This is a genomic window from Pseudomonas sp. PA-1-3F (genome assembly GCF_021609665.1).
GTDB classification, from domain to species: Bacteria; Pseudomonadota; Gammaproteobacteria; order Pseudomonadales; family Pseudomonadaceae; genus Aquipseudomonas; species Aquipseudomonas paracarnis.
The window spans coordinates 84,475-99,651 of record NZ_WJZD01000002.1 but is presented as its reverse complement, the minus strand read 5'-3'; the positions used below and the strand labels follow the sequence as shown (position 1 = coordinate 99,651).

The window sequence follows — 15,177 nt, the reverse complement described above, 5'->3', positions numbered from 1 at the left end:
ATGACGGTGCCCCTGGCACCCCACACATCAACAATAGCGCCGCGAATATCCTGCTTACCTGAACATGAGTAAATCTTGTGATGATCTAGAACAGAATGAGTTTGTCTCAAGACACCCCTCTGCCGACAATGACCGCCATTAATCACACCATCGGAGTTGTAAGTCATGGCAGTCGCTCATTCCCTCGGGTTTCCACGCATTGGACGCGATCGTGAACTGAAAAAAGCGCAGGAAGCGTTCTGGAAGGGTGAGCTCGACGAAGCCGGCCTGCGCGCCGTTGGCCGTGATTTGCGCAGCACCCACTGGGCCTTGCAACAGCAAGCCGGTATCGAACTGTTGCCGGTCGGTGATTTCGCCTGGTACGACCAGGTGCTGACCCATTCGTTGATGTTCGGTGTGGTCCCTGAGCGGTTCCGCCCGGCGGATGGCCAGGCCACGTTGCATACCTTGTTCGCCATGGCCCGTGGCGTCAGTGACAGCTGCTGCGGCGGTGCCCATGCCCAGGAGATGACCAAGTGGTTCGACACCAACTATCACTACCTGGTGCCGGAGTTCAGCGTCGATCAGCAATTCCACCTGGCGTGGGACCAACTCTTCGAAGAGGTTCAGGAAGCCCTCGACCTGGGGCACAGCGTCAAGCCCGTGGTGATCGGCCCGCTGACCTATTTGTGGCTGGGCAAGGCCAAGGGCGCTGACTTCGACAAGCTCGACCTGCTCGAGCGACTGCTGCCGCTGTATGGCCAGATATTCCAGCGCCTGGCCGAATTGGGCGTGGAGTGGGTGCAGATCGACGAGCCAATCCTGGTACTCGATCTGCCCCAGGACTGGAAGAACGCTTTTGAGCGCGCCTATAACCTGATCCAGCGGGACCCGCTGAAAAAATTGGTGGCCACTTACTTCGGCGGCCTGGAAGAAAACCTTGGCCTGGCTGCCAACCTGCCGGTGGATGGCCTGCATATCGACCTGGTGCGTGCGCCGGACCAGTACCCGACCATCCTCGATCGCCTGCCAGCGTACAAGGTGCTGTCCCTGGGCGTGGTCAACGGCCGAAACGTGTGGCGTTGCGACCTGGAAAAAACCCTGGCCACCTTGCAGCATGCCCATGAGAAGTTGGGCGATCGCCTGTGGGTCGCGCCGTCCTGCTCGCTGCTGCACAGCCCGGTGGACCTGGAACGGGAAGACCATTTGGATGCCGAACTGAAAAGCTGGCTGGCCTTCGCCGTGCAGAAGTGCGCGGAAGTGGCGCTACTGGCCAAGGCCGTCGATCAGCCCCAAGCCCCTGGCGTACTCACCGCCCTGGCTGAGAGCCGCGCAGTACAGGCAGCTCGCGCTGCATCGCCACGTATTCACAAGCCTGCCGTTCAAGCTCGTGTAGCGGCCATCACTGCACGGGACAGCCAGCGTCAGTCGCCGTTTGCCCAGCGCATCGTGAAACAGCGAGCCGGGCTTGATCTGCCATTGTTCCCGACCACCACCATCGGCTCGTTTCCACAGACCGCTTCGATCCGCCTGGCGCGCCAGTCCTACAAGGCCGGCAAGTTGAGCCACGCCGAATACGTCGAAGCCATGCACAGTGAGATCAAGCACGCTGTCGAGGTGCAGGAAAACCTTGGCCTGGACGTGTTGGTGCACGGTGAAGCCGAGCGTAACGACATGGTCGAGTACTTCGCCGAACAACTGGATGGCTACGCGTTCACCCGGTTCGGCTGGGTGCAGAGCTATGGTTCGCGCTGTGTGAAACCCGCAGTGATTGTCGGTGACCTGAGCCGCCCGAACGCCATGACCGTGGAGTGGATTCGCTATGCCCAAGGCCTCACCGACAAGGTGATGAAGGGCATGCTCACAGGCCCGGTGACCATGTTGATGTGGTCGTTCCCACGGGAAGACCTGAGCCGCGAAGTGCAGGCCCGGCAACTGGCCCTGGCGATTCGTGACGAAGTGGTGGACCTGGAAGCGGCCGGCATCAAGATCGTGCAGATCGACGAAGCGGCTTTTCGTGAGGGCTTGCCGTTGCGCCAGGCGCAGTGGCAGCACTACCTGGACTGGGCGACTGAAGTGTTTCGTTTGTGCGCGAGTGGCGTGGGCGATGAAACCCAGATCCACACCCACATGTGCTACAGCGAGTTCAACGATGTGATCGAGTCTATCGCCGCCATGGATGCCGACGTGATCACCATCGAAACCTCACGCTCGGACATGGAGCTGCTCGACGCGTTCGAAGCCTTCGCCTACCCGAATGAGATCGGCCCGGGGGTCTACGACATCCACTCGCCACGGGTGCCGGATGCGTCGGAAATGGCCAACTTGCTGCGCAAGGCCGCCAAGCGGATTCCGGCAGAGCGCTTATGGGTGAACCCCGATTGCGGCTTGAAGACGCGGGGCTGGCCGGAGACCGAGGCGGCGCTCATTCATATGGTCACCGCCGCTCGGCAACTGCGTGCCGAACTGGCCTGATTCCTGAGCCTGGCGCGGTTAAAACTGTGGGAGCGGGCTTGCCTGCGAAGACGGCCTGACAGTCAACACAGTTGGACCGTGTACATATCCATTGCTGCGGTAACGGCCACTTAGGGTTCCGCCCTGACGGCGGCTCACTTTCGAAAAGCGCGAAAGTAAGCAAAGCGCTCTTGCCCCACCACTCGGCACCTCGCTTAGGCTCGGTGTGCCCGTAATCCGCCAGTGATTTGGGGGGCCGCCGCCACGCGCCATCCATGGCGCGGGGCGGCTAAACCGGCATCCCTGCCGGTTTACCCCCCAAATCCCTGTCGAATTCCGGCCAGCGTGGTTTAACGGGGCGCCTAAGATCAAAAGCAGATCAAGAGCGGCTCGCTTCGCATCGTGGTTACCGTTGAGCTAACAGAGTTATGTAGATACCTATGCTGCGATAGCGGTAGTCCAGTTAAACATTCAGTGACTGACACACCGCCCCGCACAATTAGCCTGCATCAGGTCAGAGGTATTTGAGCCACGCCAGATCCCGCCGCCGTGCTTTCAGGCCGGCGAACCAACGCACGGGCAAGTACAGGGCAATCGGCAACAGCAGCGCTGCCAACCACACCGCACCGATATCGTCGAAGCCAAAGTAAGTGCCATGGTTGAGGCCAAACAGCGCAACGCAGGCTACATAGAGGATTTTCAATACATAGAGGTGCAACAGATAAAAGAACATCGGCGCCGCGCCGAACACCGCCAGCACGCCGATCCAGCGCTTATGCCCGGCGCGTTCAAACGCCAGCAGCAACAGCAAGCCAATCCCCAGGGTCAACGCCAGGAACAACAGCGAAGGCGGGTACTTGGTGATATTGAAAAAGCTCATCAGCGTCAGCACGCTGCTGTCATACGCCTGCCAAGGCTGCTCGCCATAGCCGTTGAGCGCTCGCAACAACCCAAAGCCCACCAACGCGCCCACCCCTGCGACCAGTAAATAACGCTGACGCACAGCCGGCAGCGTGGCATTGGCAAACCATGGCCCGAGGCCGTAACCCAGGGCAATCACACCGATCCATGGCAGCACCGGGTAGGTGGTGCGCAGGCGTAGGTTTTCAGAGACTTCAATCCAGTTGCGTTCATGCAGGATCGTCCACGGCACATGCAACATCGAACCCGGTGCGAAGTGCAGCCCATCGAGCAGGTTGTGCCCGGCGATAATCACCAGCGCCAAGCCGATCAGCCAGGCACGCGGTAGCCAGACCAACGCGGCGAGGGCGATCATGCTGATGCCGATGGCCCAGATCACTTGCATGTAGATCACGCTGGGCGGCAGTTGGAAGGTCCACGCGAAGTTGACCAGGGTGAATTCCAGCACCGCCAGGAACAGCCCGCGCTTGAACAAGAATGCCGACACGTCGCGACGACCTTGATATTTCTGACCGTACAGCCAAGCCGACAAACCGGTGAGCAGCACAAACACCGGCGCACACAAGTGAGCCAGGGTGCGGCTGAAAAACAACGCAGGCTCGGTGCTGTCTATGCTCATGGGGTCGCTGACCTGGCGGTGCAGCAGGAAGGTTTCACGCACGTGGTCCAGCAACATGAACAGGATCACCAGGCCGCGCAGGGCGTCGATGGACAGCAGGCGTTTGCGTAAAGTCATAGCGTCAGTCATAAGTTAAGGATCACACGCAGGCAAAATATTGACGTTATTCTATAACATTAAGCGAGGCGCTGATGACAAGCATGACCCCACACTCGGCCGAAGCTGTAATCGCGTTCTGGAAACAGGCGGGGCCCAAGCGTTGGTTCGCCAAGGACGAGGGGTTCGATAGGGACTTTCGCGATAGATTCAACGCGGTTCATATGCAGGCTGCACGGCGTGAACTCGAAGGTTGGTTGACCACGGCGGATGGCGCGCTGGCGTTATTGATCCTGCTGGATCAGTACCCGCGCAACGCCTTTCGCGGCACGGCGCATATGTTCGCCACCGACCCGCTGGCGCGGTTTTATGCGCGAAAGATGGTGGACGCGGAATTGGATCAACAGGTTGAACCTCAGTTGCGCGCGTTCTGCTATTTGCCTTTTGAACATTCGGAAGACCCGCAGGACCAGCAACGCTCCCTGGCCCTGAACCAGCAGTTGGATGCCCGCACCTACCACTGGGCCAAGGAGCATGCCGACATCATCGAGCGGTTCGGGCGGTTTCCCCATCGTAATGGGGTGTTGGGCAGGGCGAGCACCGATGAAGAACTCGCCTTCCTCAAGGCCGGTGGCTTCGCCGGTTAGGCGTGTTCTGGCGCCAGGCTCTGCTGGGTGGCGACACGGCGAAACCGCCGCACGCCCTTGAGGTCTATCGCCCACCGCAACGCTTCAGTGGCTGAAGGACGCGGGCCTTGGGTGATCGCCTGTTCATCCTTGCCCAGTGCGTCGAGGTAACCCTGGGCACCGCCGCGTTCGCTCCAATAGTGAGTATGGCTGAGCCAGGACTTGGCCAGCCAGCCTTTGCCGTTGCCCACGGTCACCGGCAAGTCCAGCACGCCGCCGCCCATCACGGGCTTGACCGGGCCGCTGACGATGTCGCCGAACAGGCCGAAGGGGGCAGGGAAGTACAGGTTGGTCCAGCGCGTGACGGCAAAGGCTGCGGCGTGGTGCAGGTAGTGCGGGGTGAAGGGCTTTTGGCCGAGCATCAGCGGTTGGCGAGCGTTGTAGCCGTAGCCTTGGGTGTCTTCGGTCGGCGGGCAGGCCGGGGCTTCGCGGCGTTCCATGCGCTGTTTGAAGTCACTGACGCTGCGGCCCAGCAACAGGCTGGCGTGGGCCATCGGGCTGCCGACCGTGACTAGGTCGGTGATGCGCCAGGGGTTGCCCAGGCCGCGCTGTTCGGCAAAAGCTTCGGTCTGTTGCTGACGAAAATTCAACAGGCTGCTTAGGCTGCCGTCCAGCAAGGCGCCGGCGGCCGGCAGGGCATCCTTGACCACCGGTTGCAGCGGTTCGCGGTTGGCATAACGGGCTGCCAGCTCACGGTTGCTGGGGGTCAGTTGGGTCAGTTTGTCGTGGTACTCATGCCAGAGGTAGCCGACGATGTCGTAGGCAATCACGCTGCCCAAACTGTGGCCCACGACGATGATGCGCTCGTAGTCACCCTGATTGTGCAGAGCGCGCAGCAGGTCGACACCATCAGCACGGATCTGCTCGCGCACCATCACGTTTTGCGGGTTGGGGCTGAGGTAGCGTGCGGCGTCTCCCAGGTAGGCCAGCGCCGAATAGCGCAGCGCCAGCCCCATGGCCGCGAGCAGCAGGGGGATCAACGCGAAGGGGTTGTCGCTGGGGGGCAATTGGCCCCAGGCCGTGGCCAATGTACCGCTGGCAACCAGCAGCAATAACACCAGCACCGTCCAGCGCGTGCTGCGCCAGATCGGCACGATGGCCTCGGGAATGTCGCGACGCGGGCGCTTGAAGATGTCCCACAGCCAGCCCAGCAGATGGCCGAACTTGGTGCCCTGCATCTTGTGGGCCCAGTAGTACTCATAGAAATCCGTCGAGGTACGGCCCGAGGCCTTCAGTACGCGCAGGTCGAAGTTGCGCGACAGCCGATCCGGCTTGCTCCAGTACAGAGGTGTGCCATCGGGGGTGTCCGTGGGGATCATCGCCTCGACAAAGCCGCGCAAGGTGTCCATTGGGCGCTGTTCGCCGATGCCGTGGATAACCACAACTGCTTGTTTCATGTGCTGTTCCTTCCTTGAAAATCAGCGTGAGCCATAATATTGCCACTAGCCGCGCTATTCCTGCCAGGAATGCCCCCATAAAAACCCTGCATTGTCTTTATCGGCCCTGATCTCGTAGCGTGATGCCTCACACCAGGAGATTGTCCATGAGCCAAGGCCCGCTGCACCTCTACGTTGATTCGCTGTTCACCAGCCCCTATGCCATGTCGGTGTTTGTCGCCTTGCGCGAAAAAGGCCTGGCGTTCGAGACCCTCACCCTGGACCTCGATGCCGGGCAGAACCAGGCGGCAGATTACGTCCAACGCTCCCTGACCCAGCGAGTGCCGACCCTGGTAGACGGTGATTTTGCGCTGTCGGAGTCTTCGGCCATCACCGAGTACCTGGACCAGGCCTACCCTGAGACCCGCGTGTACCCGGCGGATGTGCAGCAGCGGGCGAGGGCGCGACAGGTTCAAGCGTGGTTGCGCAGCGACCTGCTGCCGATTCGCCAGGAGCGCTCGACGCTGGTGGTGTTCTGCGGGCAGAAGAGGCCGCCGTTGTCAGCAGAGGCTCAAGCCGCCGCGACCAAGTTGATCACCGCGGCGCAAGCCTTGCTGGCGGATAACCGCGAGTACCTGTGCGGCCAGTGGTCGATTGCCGATGTGGACCTGGCGGTGATGCTCAATCGCCTGATCCTCAACGGTGACGCCATGCCAGCGCAGCTGGTGGCCTACGCGCAACGCCAGTGGCAGCGGCCGTCAGTGCGCGAGTGGGTCGAGCTGCGACGGCCCGCGCTCTAGCTCTGCCTGCTGGGCAACGCGCCGGTCGAGGTCTTCCCAATCGGCCATGCCCAACACGCGCATGGTGTTCAAACCACGCAAGTAGCCGCGCAGTTGCTCGGCGCTGGCGCTGCCTTTTGCGGCGTCGGCGTGTGAGTCCAGCAGCACGGTTTCGTACTCGACCAGGTAGTCGGCGACTCGCTCGCGAAACTCTGGCAGGACTGCCTCGCGGATACGATCGAAGATTTTCTGGTAGGGCTTCATGGCGGGTCCTTATAGATTTTATGGGCGGCCTGACACTATCGGTTCAAATGATAGTCACCATCAAGGATCACAAGTTCTGTTTTTTCGCCAAACGCGCAGAATCTGCACATCTAGACGCAGCCCAAGGAAAATGCGCGATGAGGACGATTATCCAGTTGGCTTTGATGGCCCTGATGCTGGGCACCGCGGCCATGACCACCCCGGCGATGGCCGATGACGTGCGTACAGGCCATTTGCTGCCACTGGTGGGTAGCGTAGACTCTCTGCAGCGTGCCCAGTCGGTGGGGGTGTTGTTCAGCGAAAACACCCGCGACAACCTCAGCTACCTTGAACGCTACCACGCCATGGCGCTGAACGGCGCCCAGGATGCCCTGGATGGGCGGATTCGCGAGGCGTTCGTCAACAGCTCCGACCCGGAACTGGCGATCGACTGGTTGATGCACTCGTTGCAGGGCACTTTTTTCTCGGTGACGGTTTATAGCAGCCTGGATGCCCTGGTGCAGGCGCACCCGGATGTGGTGGTGGTGCTCGATACCCATAACCAATTGCTGACCCAGCGTAATGACCGGGTCGAAGCACGCTTTGTCGCACGCTTCTACGACGCGAACCTGCAGTTTATCGCCAAGGCCGAAGGCTCGGTGGACAAGCACGTGCCGTCAGTGTGGGTGCACGACAAGGCGCCGCCGGAGATTGCTGCACTGATCGAGCAACAACGCGATGTACAGCAAGATGCCCTGAAGCAGTTCGATGCGTCGCTCAAGGCCCTGGTTCGCGCAGGTTGACCCGCGAATGGTTGTGAACCCTATTTGGTTATTTTCAGGAATGTTTATGCGCTCTTTCTTCGCCCCGGCCCTGGCTTGTGCTTCGTTATTGCTGACCGGCTGTATCACGGCGCCCAATGCCCCATCACTGACCCTGCAAACCAACAAGACCCCCGACGGCTATGTGCAATGCGTATTGCCCAAGCTGGAAAAGCACGGCATCACCTCGACCGTCACCCAGAACTCGCGCCACGCCAAGGTGCTGTTGACCAGCAAGGTTGCCGCCGATGATGTGCTGGAGGCCTACAAGTCCCAGGACGGCACCAAGGTCTTCCTGTACGAGCGCAAGCCGCTGGCTTCGGCGATCAAGCCATCGCGGCTGGAGCAGGCCGCACAGGATTGCAGATAAACCCAGGCACAACGCAAATCCAAAGGTGGGCGGGGGCAACTTCTGACACCCTGTAGGAGCGAGCTTGCTCGCGAAAGACGTCAACGGTAACGCGCGCCCCCTGAATAAACGCGGCGCCTATGATTTTTTCGCGAGCAAGCTCGCTCCTACAGGGTATTGGCCCCATTTGGATCAGGGGTTGGCTTCGTTGCTGAAGCTGTCGACAGTCTTGACCAATCCCTGCGCCGCCAATGCCACCAACTCACCGCCTTTCTCCACAGTAGCCAACGCCGGGTCCGAGCCCATGCGGCCGTCAGGGAAGCGCGCCCGGAAGTCCAGGGCCTCGCGGATCGGGCCGGTGTTGGCAATTCGTGGTGAGTAGTCGGCAGACTTGATCGCGTCCGGATACGCCCACTGCGTCACAGCAATTTCCGACGGCGTGGCGTGGCTGCCATGCCCGACCGGGAATTGACGCTGGGCCAGGTCAGTGACGCCTTCCAGGTCCCACCAGTTCACGAGCTTCAGCGCGAACCCGGCCGGGCGGCGGGCGAAGCTGGCTTCGGCGTACAGCTCGGAGAACGCCGCTTCAATCGTGGCGATGTTGCCGCCGTGGCCGTTCAGGAACAGGATCTTTTCGAAACCATGCCCGGCCAACGAGCGCACCCAGTCGCCAATTGCGGCGATAAAGGTGGAAGGGCGCAGGGAGATGGTGCCGGGAAAGCCCAGGTGGTGTTGAGCCATGCCGATATTGAAGGTCGGGCCGACCAGGATGTCGGCGTGCTTCTGGGCGTGGTGGGCGATGATCTCCGGGCACATCCAGTCAGTGCCCAGCAGGCCGGTGGGGCCATGTTGCTCGTTGGAACCGATGGGAATCACCACCGTGCGGTTGCGTTCCAGGAACTGCCCGATTTCGATCCAGGTGGAGGTGTGTAGAAGCATGCGACGCTCTCTTTTATCTATGGGGACAGGCTATCCGCCACGGATTGTACGACTACTCGCCACCTGTTGGGGTTTGCAATTGAGGTAGGTCGACGACTTCAGCCAGCGCTGGTCGGGGTACCACGAAAACATGAACTGCCCGTCCTTGAGCTTGTCCACCACTTGACGGGCAACTTGCGGGCGCACGGCCGGGCAACCCTGGCTGCGGCCGATGCGGCCTTCGCGCTTGCTCCACAAGGGGCTGACGTAGTCGGCGGCATGAATCACGATGGCGCGGTCGCGGGCCTGGTCATTGAAACCGGGTTCCAGACCGTCCATGCGCAGCGAGTAGCCATGGGTGCCCAGGTAGCTTTCTTGGGTGCGGAACAACCCCAGGCTCGACTGGTGGCTGCCCTCGAGGTTGGAGAACTGGGTAGCGAAGTTTTCCCCGGACTTGGCGCCGTGGGCCACCAGGTCGCGCAATACCAGGGTCTTTTTGCGCAGGTCGAAGATCCACAGGCGACGGGCGGTCGAGGGCTGTGAGTAGTCAATAACCGCTAGGCGATCGGAACGTTCCTCGCCGTTATTGACCGCGCACTGCACGGCGCTCAGGGCGCTTTTCAGTACGGTGGGATTGAGTTCTGGAGCCGAGCGCGCCAGGCTGCTATACAGGGAAGGAGAGGTGCCATTGGCGGCGAGCGCAACATTGCTCAATAAAGCCAGGCACCCAGTGATCAAGCCCAGGCTGGTTAGCCTGAGCAGGCGTATAAAAGTCAGCATCTACAGTCGAGTCCCCGCTGTGGAGTGGAGCTAAGTCAATTGTTCAAAAAACACGCATGTTACTTGAGCATTTGCCTGCTCGTTGCACCATTGGTCGCTACAGCCGAAACGCTGCCGGTGGAGCCATTACCCGTCACCACCCCTGCACCGGTCGCGCTGGCGCCACTGCAACAGGCGTTGGCGCAGTTGACCAGTGTCTGCCCGCACCTTGCGCCGCGCATAGATGCCGCAGCGTTGGTGCGCCTGCAAGCCTTTTACCAGCAGCAGGGCGATGCGCCGCTATGGTCGGCTGATGAACGCCGGCAAGCCTTGCACAGCCAGTTGCTGATGCTTGCCGACGATGGCCTGGACCCCATCCACTATAGCTTGCCCGCGGCGGATGCCACGGCCAACGTGCTGTGCAGCGATATCGCCAACAGCCAGCAGTACCTGCAAGCCCTGCAGGATTTGCATTACGGGCGTCTACAGCAATCGCGCTTTGAGCCTCTATGGCATTCACAGCCGCCCAGTGGCGATCCTAATGCCGAGGTACTGGCGTTCGCCGCCACCGGCCTGCAAGACATGGCCCAAGCCTTCGATCAGGCGCGGCCCAGCGCCGATTTGTACCGCAGCCTGCGCAATGCCTACGCCAGCGTGCGCCAGCAACCGCTGCCCCACTGGGACCCGGTCGCCGAGGGCGCGTTGTTGCGCCCGGGGATGAACGACCCCCGCGTGCCGGAACTGGCGCGGCGCCTGCACAGCGGTGGCTACCTGGCTCAGTTGCCCAGTGGCAACGGCAAGCAATACCAGGGCGAACTGGTCAAAGCGGTGAAAGCGTTTCAGCTCAGCCACTCGTTGCAGGCCGACGGCGTGGTCGGCGCCGGCACCGTGGCCGAACTCAATATCAGCCCGGCGGTGCGTCGTGAACAGCTGCGCATCAACCTGGAGCGCTTCCGCTGGCTGGCCCAGGACCTGGAGCCTGAAGGCGTCGTGGTCAATGTGGCCGCCGCGCAGCTGAGCGTGTATCAGAGCGGCATCCCGGTGTGGCAAACCCGCCTGCAAGTGGGCCGGGCCGAACGCCAGACGCCATTGCTCAAGTCGCGCATCACCCGGCTGACCCTCAACCCCACCTGGACCATCCCGCCGACAATCATGCGCGAGGACAAACTGCCCGCCATCCGCCTCAACCCTGAATACCTGCGCCAGCAAAACCTGCAAGTGCTCGACGCCGAAGGTCACCCATTGACCCCCGACCAAGTCGACTGGGCACGCCCCGGCAATATCCTGCTGCGCCAGCAGGCCGGCCCGCGTAATCCGCTGGGCAAGATTGTGATGCGCTTTCCCAATCCGTATTCGGTGTACCTGCATGACACCCCCAGCCAGCCCTTGTTCACCAAGGGCCCACGGGCGTTCAGTTCGGGATGCGTGCGGGTCGAGCAACCGTTGTTATTGCGCGATCTGCTCGTAACGCCCGCCGAACGCACCCGCACCGATGAGCTGCTGGCGACCGGCGAAACCCATGAATTCAGGCTGGCTACGCCGGTACCGGTGCTGTTGGGGTATTGGACGGTAGAAGTGGATCGCCAGGGCGAGTTGGTGTACGCGCCGGATATTTATGCGCGTGACCCGGTGTTGATCAAGGCCATGGGCAGCGTGTTATAGCGTTCAGATGGCTTGATATGAATGTAGGAGCGAGCTTGCTCGCGAAAAACGCCAACGATAACGCGTGCTTCCTGAATGAACGCGGTGTCTGTGAGTTTTTCGCGAGCAAGCTCGCTCCTACGTTCTATTCCGGCATCAGTTGCTGGCGGCATTCCAGCACCAGGCGGGCGCCGCCCAACTCACTGGTGCCGACCTCCAGCTTGAAGCCATGCAAGTTGATAATCGCCGCCACAATCGACAGGCCCAGCCCAAAGCCGCCTTGCTGATCACTCTCATCGACCCGATAGAAACGCTGGAACACCGACGCGCGCTCGGCAGCCGGAATGCCTGGCCCGGAGTCGAGCACTTCGATGCGCGTACTCCCAAGGTCGTTGACTGCTCGCAGGATCACCTTGCCATTGGGCGGGGTGAACTTGATCGAGTTACTCAGCAGATTGGCCAGGGCTTCAAACAACAGCGCACGGTCACCGGTAACCCACGGCAGTGAATCAGGCGCCTGCAGCACCAACTCCAGTTCGCCTTCTTCGGCCAGGGGCAGGTAGAAATCATGCAGTTCGCGCAGCAACGGCAGCGGGTCCAGCACCAGGAAGCCTGAGCGACGCTGGTGGTCTTCCAGTTCCGAGATGCGCAGCAGCCCGCGAAAACGCGCCATCAGCGTGTCGGTTTCGGCGATGGCGTCATCGAGTTTTACCGCGTGGGCCGAGTCTTCCTCGGCTTGTTGCTTGATGCGGTAAAGCTGGGCGCGCAAGCGAGTGAGCGGGGTGCGCAGGTCGTGGGCGATGTTGTCGCATACGCCCTTGACCTCGTTCATCAGTTTTTCGATGCGGTCGAGCATGGCATTGACGATGGCGGCGAGCATGTCCAGCTCGTCGCGCCGGTTGGACAGCGGCAACCGGTGCGTGAGGTCGCCGGCGACGATGGCCTCGGCGCTGGCCTGAATCCCGCGAATGCGCCGCAACGGGCGACGGCGCAGCAGGTGCCAGCCGGCAGCGCCAGGAATGATGGTCAAGGACAGCGCCCACAGCAGGGCGTGCCAGATAATCCGCGTTACCCCGAACAACGAGCCGTTGGCGCGCACCAACACCAGCCAGCGGCCGTCTTCGGTGTGGGTGGCCACGGCATCGCAGCTGTCCTTGGGCAGTTTGGGGTCATCGGATTGCACGCAATTGGTAAGGGAGTAGATCTTGCCATCCAGCGGCAGGTCGGGTGGCACGGCACGGATCGGCCCGCTCAAGGGGCGAAATTGCTCATCGAACAGGCCGTAGGCGTCCACGCCCTTCATGTCGAAGGTCATGCTGGTGGTCAGCGCTTCCACCAGTTCTTCGCCGTCGAAACGCTGGAAAAGATGCTGGCGCTGCAACAGGGAATGGCGCGACAAGTCGCTGAGGTAGCCTGAGACCTCGTAGTACAGCACCCCCATGAGGATGCAACTCCACGCCACGAACAACGAACTGTACAGCGCCAGCAAGCGGCTGCTGGAAGAGCGCCAGCCTTTAGAGGGGTTCAGCAATGACATAGCCCGAGCCTCGTACCGTGCGGATCAGCGGCGTGAGGCCCGGTGGGTCGATTTTCTTGCGCAGACGGCCGATGTGCACGTCGATCAGGTTGGTGCCGGGGTCGAAGTGATAACCCCAGACTTCCTCGAAAATCATCATCCGCGACAGGATCTGCCCGGTGTTGCGCATCAGGAATTCAAGCAGTTTGTATTCAGTGGGCAGCAGGGTCAGCGGCTGGTCGGCGCGGCTGGCTTCGCGGCTGATCAGGTTCAGTTCCAGGTCGGCCACGCGCAGGGCGGTTTCGAATTCCTGGACCGTGCTTTTACGCCGCAGCAGCACCTCGACACGGGCGGCCATTTCATCCGAGGCGAACGGCTTGGTCAGGTAGTCATCGCCGCCGGCACGCAGGCCGCGCACGCGCTCGTCGACATCGGAGAGGGCGCTGATCATCAGGATCGGCGTAGACACCCCAATAGTTCGCAACGTGGTGACGATGGCCAGGCCATCCAGTTCCGGCAGCATGCGGTCGAGGGTGATCAGGTCGTAATCACCACTTACGGCACGGACCAGGCCCTCGCGGCCGTTGTCCACCCAATCTACGTCCAGTCCATGGCTACTCAGCTCGGCGACAATCTCGCGGGCCGTTACGGCGTCATCCTCGATGGTCAAAATGCGGGTCATAGGATTACCTGGTGAGCGTTCACACTAGAAGTGGCGACATTTTGCCAAGAAGTTGCTGAATGTTTCCTAAATAAAACTTCATCTTCTTCAAACCGACATCGCCCTGTGGGAGCTGGCTTGCCTGCGATGGCGGCTTACCTGCTGGCATATTCGTTGGCGGTCATGCCGCTATCGCAGGCAAGCCAGCTCCCACAGGGGAGTGCATTACGCCCGCCTAATATCGCCGTTTATTGCAACCTGCATGATCTGGCTAAGTTCAATTTCAATAAATCATTGAAATTAAAGGAATTTAATTTTAATCGCCGCTGGCACGCTGCCTGCACTGTCCGTTTTGAGACTTGTAACATCATTTTTCGTGCCTGGAGCAAAACAACAATGATCACATCCTCATCCACGCTGCAAGAGTCAAGCACGCTCTCCGGGGTTTCCTGGGGGGCGATTTTCGCCGGTGCCGCTGCGGCGGCTGCATTGTCATTGATCTTGGTATTGCTGGGCTTCGGCCTGGGCTTTTCGGCGGTGTCGCCTTGGACTGACAGCGGTATCAGCGCCAAGGGCCTTGGCATTTCCACAATTGTCTGGCTGGCGTTCACCCAGATCGTTGCGTCGGGCCTGGGCGGTTATATCGCCGGTCGTTTGCGGGTGAAGTGGGCCAATATGCACGGGGACGAGGTGTACTTTCGCGACACCGCCCATGGCTTCCTGGCGTGGGCAGTGGCCACATTGATCACGGCGATGCTGGTGGTTGGCTCGGTCAGCAGTGTGGTCAGCGGCGGCGTGAAAGCTGGCGCCAGCGTGGCATCGGGCGCCGCCAGCGGCCTCACCCAAGCTGCGGGCAGCGCGGCAAAGGGTGCCGACAGTGGTGACTTCGGTTACTACGTCGACAGCCTGTTCCGCGATGATCGCCCAGCGGCGGTCAGCGATGATGCAGCCCACGCCGTGGTCGGTCGTATCCTGACGCGTACGTTGAGCAACGACGGCCAACTGGCAGCGGAAGATCGCGCCTACCTGGCCCAACTGATCAGCCAGCGCACCAACCTTAGCCAGGCCGATGCCGAAGCCCGTATCGACAAGGTCTATGGCGACGCGCGCAAGGCCGTTGAAGACGCCAAACTCAAAGCCAAGCAAGCCGCTGACACCGCTGCGAAAGTAGCGGCCTACACCTCGCTGTGGACCTTCGTGGCCCTGCTCATCGGTGCGTTCTTCGCCAGCTTTGCCGCCACCTTCGGCGGTCGCCGCCGGGATGCCGTGGTGTACGTCGAAACCGAAAACTACGTTCGTTAATTCAAGGAGAACATGATGCGCTCATTACTGCTGTGGTTCCTCGGCGTGCCGATTCCG

Annotated in this window: 14 protein-coding genes; 7 read left to right on the top strand and 7 right to left on the bottom strand. The window is 61.1% G+C overall.

Going from position 1 to position 15,177, the window contains the following annotated elements:
* The first annotated feature begins 165 nt into the window (after positions 1–165).
* Positions 166–2,454 carry a 5-methyltetrahydropteroyltriglutamate--homocysteine S-methyltransferase gene (gene metE / locus GIV26_RS01885; RefSeq protein ID WP_236279382.1) on the top strand — a complete coding sequence of 763 codons (2,289 nt, stop codon included), beginning with the start codon at positions 166–168 and terminating at the stop codon, positions 2,452–2,454.
* 493 nt (positions 2,455–2,947) lie between these two features.
* Here metE and GIV26_RS01880 read toward each other — a convergent pair whose 3' ends face one another.
* The gene (locus tag GIV26_RS01880; RefSeq protein ID WP_236279381.1) at positions 2,948–4,102 is read right to left on the bottom strand and encodes a DUF1624 domain-containing protein; all 1,155 of its coding nucleotides are present in this window, start codon (positions 4,100–4,102) and stop codon (positions 2,948–2,950) included.
* A 71-nt stretch (positions 4,103–4,173) separates the two neighbouring features.
* Between GIV26_RS01880 and GIV26_RS01875 the strand changes: the two genes are divergently transcribed.
* Positions 4,174–4,716, top strand: a complete 543-nt coding sequence (locus GIV26_RS01875; protein WP_236279380.1) for a DUF924 family protein — start codon at positions 4,174–4,176, stop codon at positions 4,714–4,716.
* Here the strand turns inward: GIV26_RS01875 and GIV26_RS01870 are convergent.
* Complete coding sequence (locus GIV26_RS01870; protein ID WP_236279379.1) at positions 4,713–6,152, bottom strand: lipase family protein; 1,440 nt, start codon at positions 6,150–6,152, stop codon at positions 4,713–4,715. The two genes, GIV26_RS01875 and GIV26_RS01870, sit on opposite strands and share 4 nt — an antisense overlap.
* A 146-nt stretch (positions 6,153–6,298) precedes the next feature.
* On the opposite strand from GIV26_RS01870, the gene yfcF reads away from it, so the two are divergent.
* A complete protein-coding gene (gene yfcF, locus GIV26_RS01865) occupies positions 6,299–6,931 on the top strand; it encodes a glutathione transferase (RefSeq protein WP_054918525.1) in 633 nt (210 codons plus the stop codon).
* On the opposite strand, the gene GIV26_RS01860 is transcribed toward yfcF, so the two are convergent.
* Positions 6,890–7,174 (bottom strand): hypothetical protein, encoded by a 285-nt coding sequence (locus tag GIV26_RS01860; protein ID WP_034125707.1) that lies wholly within the window; start codon positions 7,172–7,174, stop codon positions 6,890–6,892. The genes yfcF and GIV26_RS01860 overlap by 42 nt on opposite strands.
* 137 nt (positions 7,175–7,311) lie before the next feature.
* Between GIV26_RS01860 and GIV26_RS01855 the strand changes: the two genes are divergently transcribed.
* Complete coding sequence (locus GIV26_RS01855) at positions 7,312–7,956, top strand: ATPase (RefSeq protein WP_236279378.1); 645 nt, start codon at positions 7,312–7,314, stop codon at positions 7,954–7,956.
* Between the two features lie 46 nt (positions 7,957–8,002).
* Complete coding sequence (locus GIV26_RS01850; RefSeq protein WP_236279377.1) at positions 8,003–8,344, top strand: hypothetical protein; 342 nt, start codon at positions 8,003–8,005, stop codon at positions 8,342–8,344.
* Positions 8,345–8,515: 171 nt separating this feature from the next.
* On the opposite strand, the gene GIV26_RS01845 is transcribed toward GIV26_RS01850, so the two are convergent.
* Both GIV26_RS01845 and GIV26_RS01840 read right to left on the bottom strand, forming a co-directional pair.
* A complete protein-coding gene (locus GIV26_RS01845) occupies positions 8,516–9,262 on the bottom strand; it encodes a creatininase family protein (protein WP_236279376.1) in 747 nt (248 codons plus the stop codon).
* A gap of 30 nt (positions 9,263–9,292) precedes the next feature.
* Positions 9,293–10,021: a murein L,D-transpeptidase catalytic domain family protein gene (locus GIV26_RS01840; RefSeq protein ID WP_060764826.1), complete on the bottom strand. Its 729-nt coding sequence runs from the start codon at positions 10,019–10,021 to the stop codon at positions 9,293–9,295.
* Between the two features lie 39 nt (positions 10,022–10,060).
* On the opposite strand from GIV26_RS01840, the gene GIV26_RS01835 reads away from it, so the two are divergent.
* The gene (locus tag GIV26_RS01835; RefSeq protein WP_236279375.1) at positions 10,061–11,662 is read left to right on the top strand and encodes a L,D-transpeptidase family protein; all 1,602 of its coding nucleotides are present in this window, start codon (positions 10,061–10,063) and stop codon (positions 11,660–11,662) included.
* Between the two features lie 124 nt (positions 11,663–11,786).
* On the opposite strand, the gene GIV26_RS01830 is transcribed toward GIV26_RS01835, so the two are convergent.
* Both GIV26_RS01830 and GIV26_RS01825 read right to left on the bottom strand, forming a co-directional pair.
* Positions 11,787–13,178, bottom strand: a complete 1,392-nt coding sequence (locus GIV26_RS01830) for a sensor histidine kinase (RefSeq protein WP_236279374.1) — start codon at positions 13,176–13,178, stop codon at positions 11,787–11,789.
* Positions 13,156–13,839, bottom strand: a complete 684-nt coding sequence (locus tag GIV26_RS01825) for a response regulator transcription factor (RefSeq protein WP_003191687.1) — start codon at positions 13,837–13,839, stop codon at positions 13,156–13,158. Before GIV26_RS01825 ends, GIV26_RS01830 begins: the two co-directional genes overlap by 23 nt.
* Positions 13,840–14,214: 375 nt before the next feature.
* Here GIV26_RS01825 and GIV26_RS01820 point away from each other — a divergent pair, with 375 nt between their 5' ends.
* Positions 14,215–15,120, top strand: coding sequence for a hypothetical protein (locus tag GIV26_RS01820; RefSeq protein ID WP_127881323.1), 906 nt, complete (start codon positions 14,215–14,217; stop codon positions 15,118–15,120).
* Positions 15,121–15,177 lie beyond the last annotated feature (57 nt).

Coding starts and splice junctions, on each gene's coding strand:
- GIV26_RS01845 (WP_236279376.1), bottom strand. CDS start 9,262: ATGCTTCTACACACCTCCACCTGGATCGAAATCGGGCAGTTCCTGGAA.
- GIV26_RS01870 (WP_236279379.1), bottom strand. CDS start 6,152: ATGAAACAAGCAGTTGTGGTTATCCACGGCATCGGCGAACAGCGCCCA.
- GIV26_RS01860 (WP_034125707.1), bottom strand. CDS start 7,174: ATGAAGCCCTACCAGAAAATCTTCGATCGTATCCGCGAGGCAGTCCTG.
- GIV26_RS01825 (WP_003191687.1), bottom strand. CDS start 13,839: ATGACCCGCATTTTGACCATCGAGGATGACGCCGTAACGGCCCGCGAG.
- GIV26_RS01840 (WP_060764826.1), bottom strand. CDS start 10,021: ATGCTGACTTTTATACGCCTGCTCAGGCTAACCAGCCTGGGCTTGATC.
- GIV26_RS01875 (WP_236279380.1), top strand. CDS start 4,174: ATGACCCCACACTCGGCCGAAGCTGTAATCGCGTTCTGGAAACAGGCG.
- GIV26_RS01850 (WP_236279377.1), top strand. CDS start 8,003: ATGCGCTCTTTCTTCGCCCCGGCCCTGGCTTGTGCTTCGTTATTGCTG.
- GIV26_RS01880 (WP_236279381.1), bottom strand. CDS start 4,102: ATGACTGACGCTATGACTTTACGCAAACGCCTGCTGTCCATCGACGCC.
- GIV26_RS01830 (WP_236279374.1), bottom strand. CDS start 13,178: ATGTCATTGCTGAACCCCTCTAAAGGCTGGCGCTCTTCCAGCAGCCGC.
- metE (WP_236279382.1), top strand. CDS start 166: ATGGCAGTCGCTCATTCCCTCGGGTTTCCACGCATTGGACGCGATCGT.
- yfcF (WP_054918525.1), top strand. CDS start 6,299: ATGAGCCAAGGCCCGCTGCACCTCTACGTTGATTCGCTGTTCACCAGC.
- GIV26_RS01855 (WP_236279378.1), top strand. CDS start 7,312: ATGAGGACGATTATCCAGTTGGCTTTGATGGCCCTGATGCTGGGCACC.
- GIV26_RS01820 (WP_127881323.1), top strand. CDS start 14,215: ATGATCACATCCTCATCCACGCTGCAAGAGTCAAGCACGCTCTCCGGG.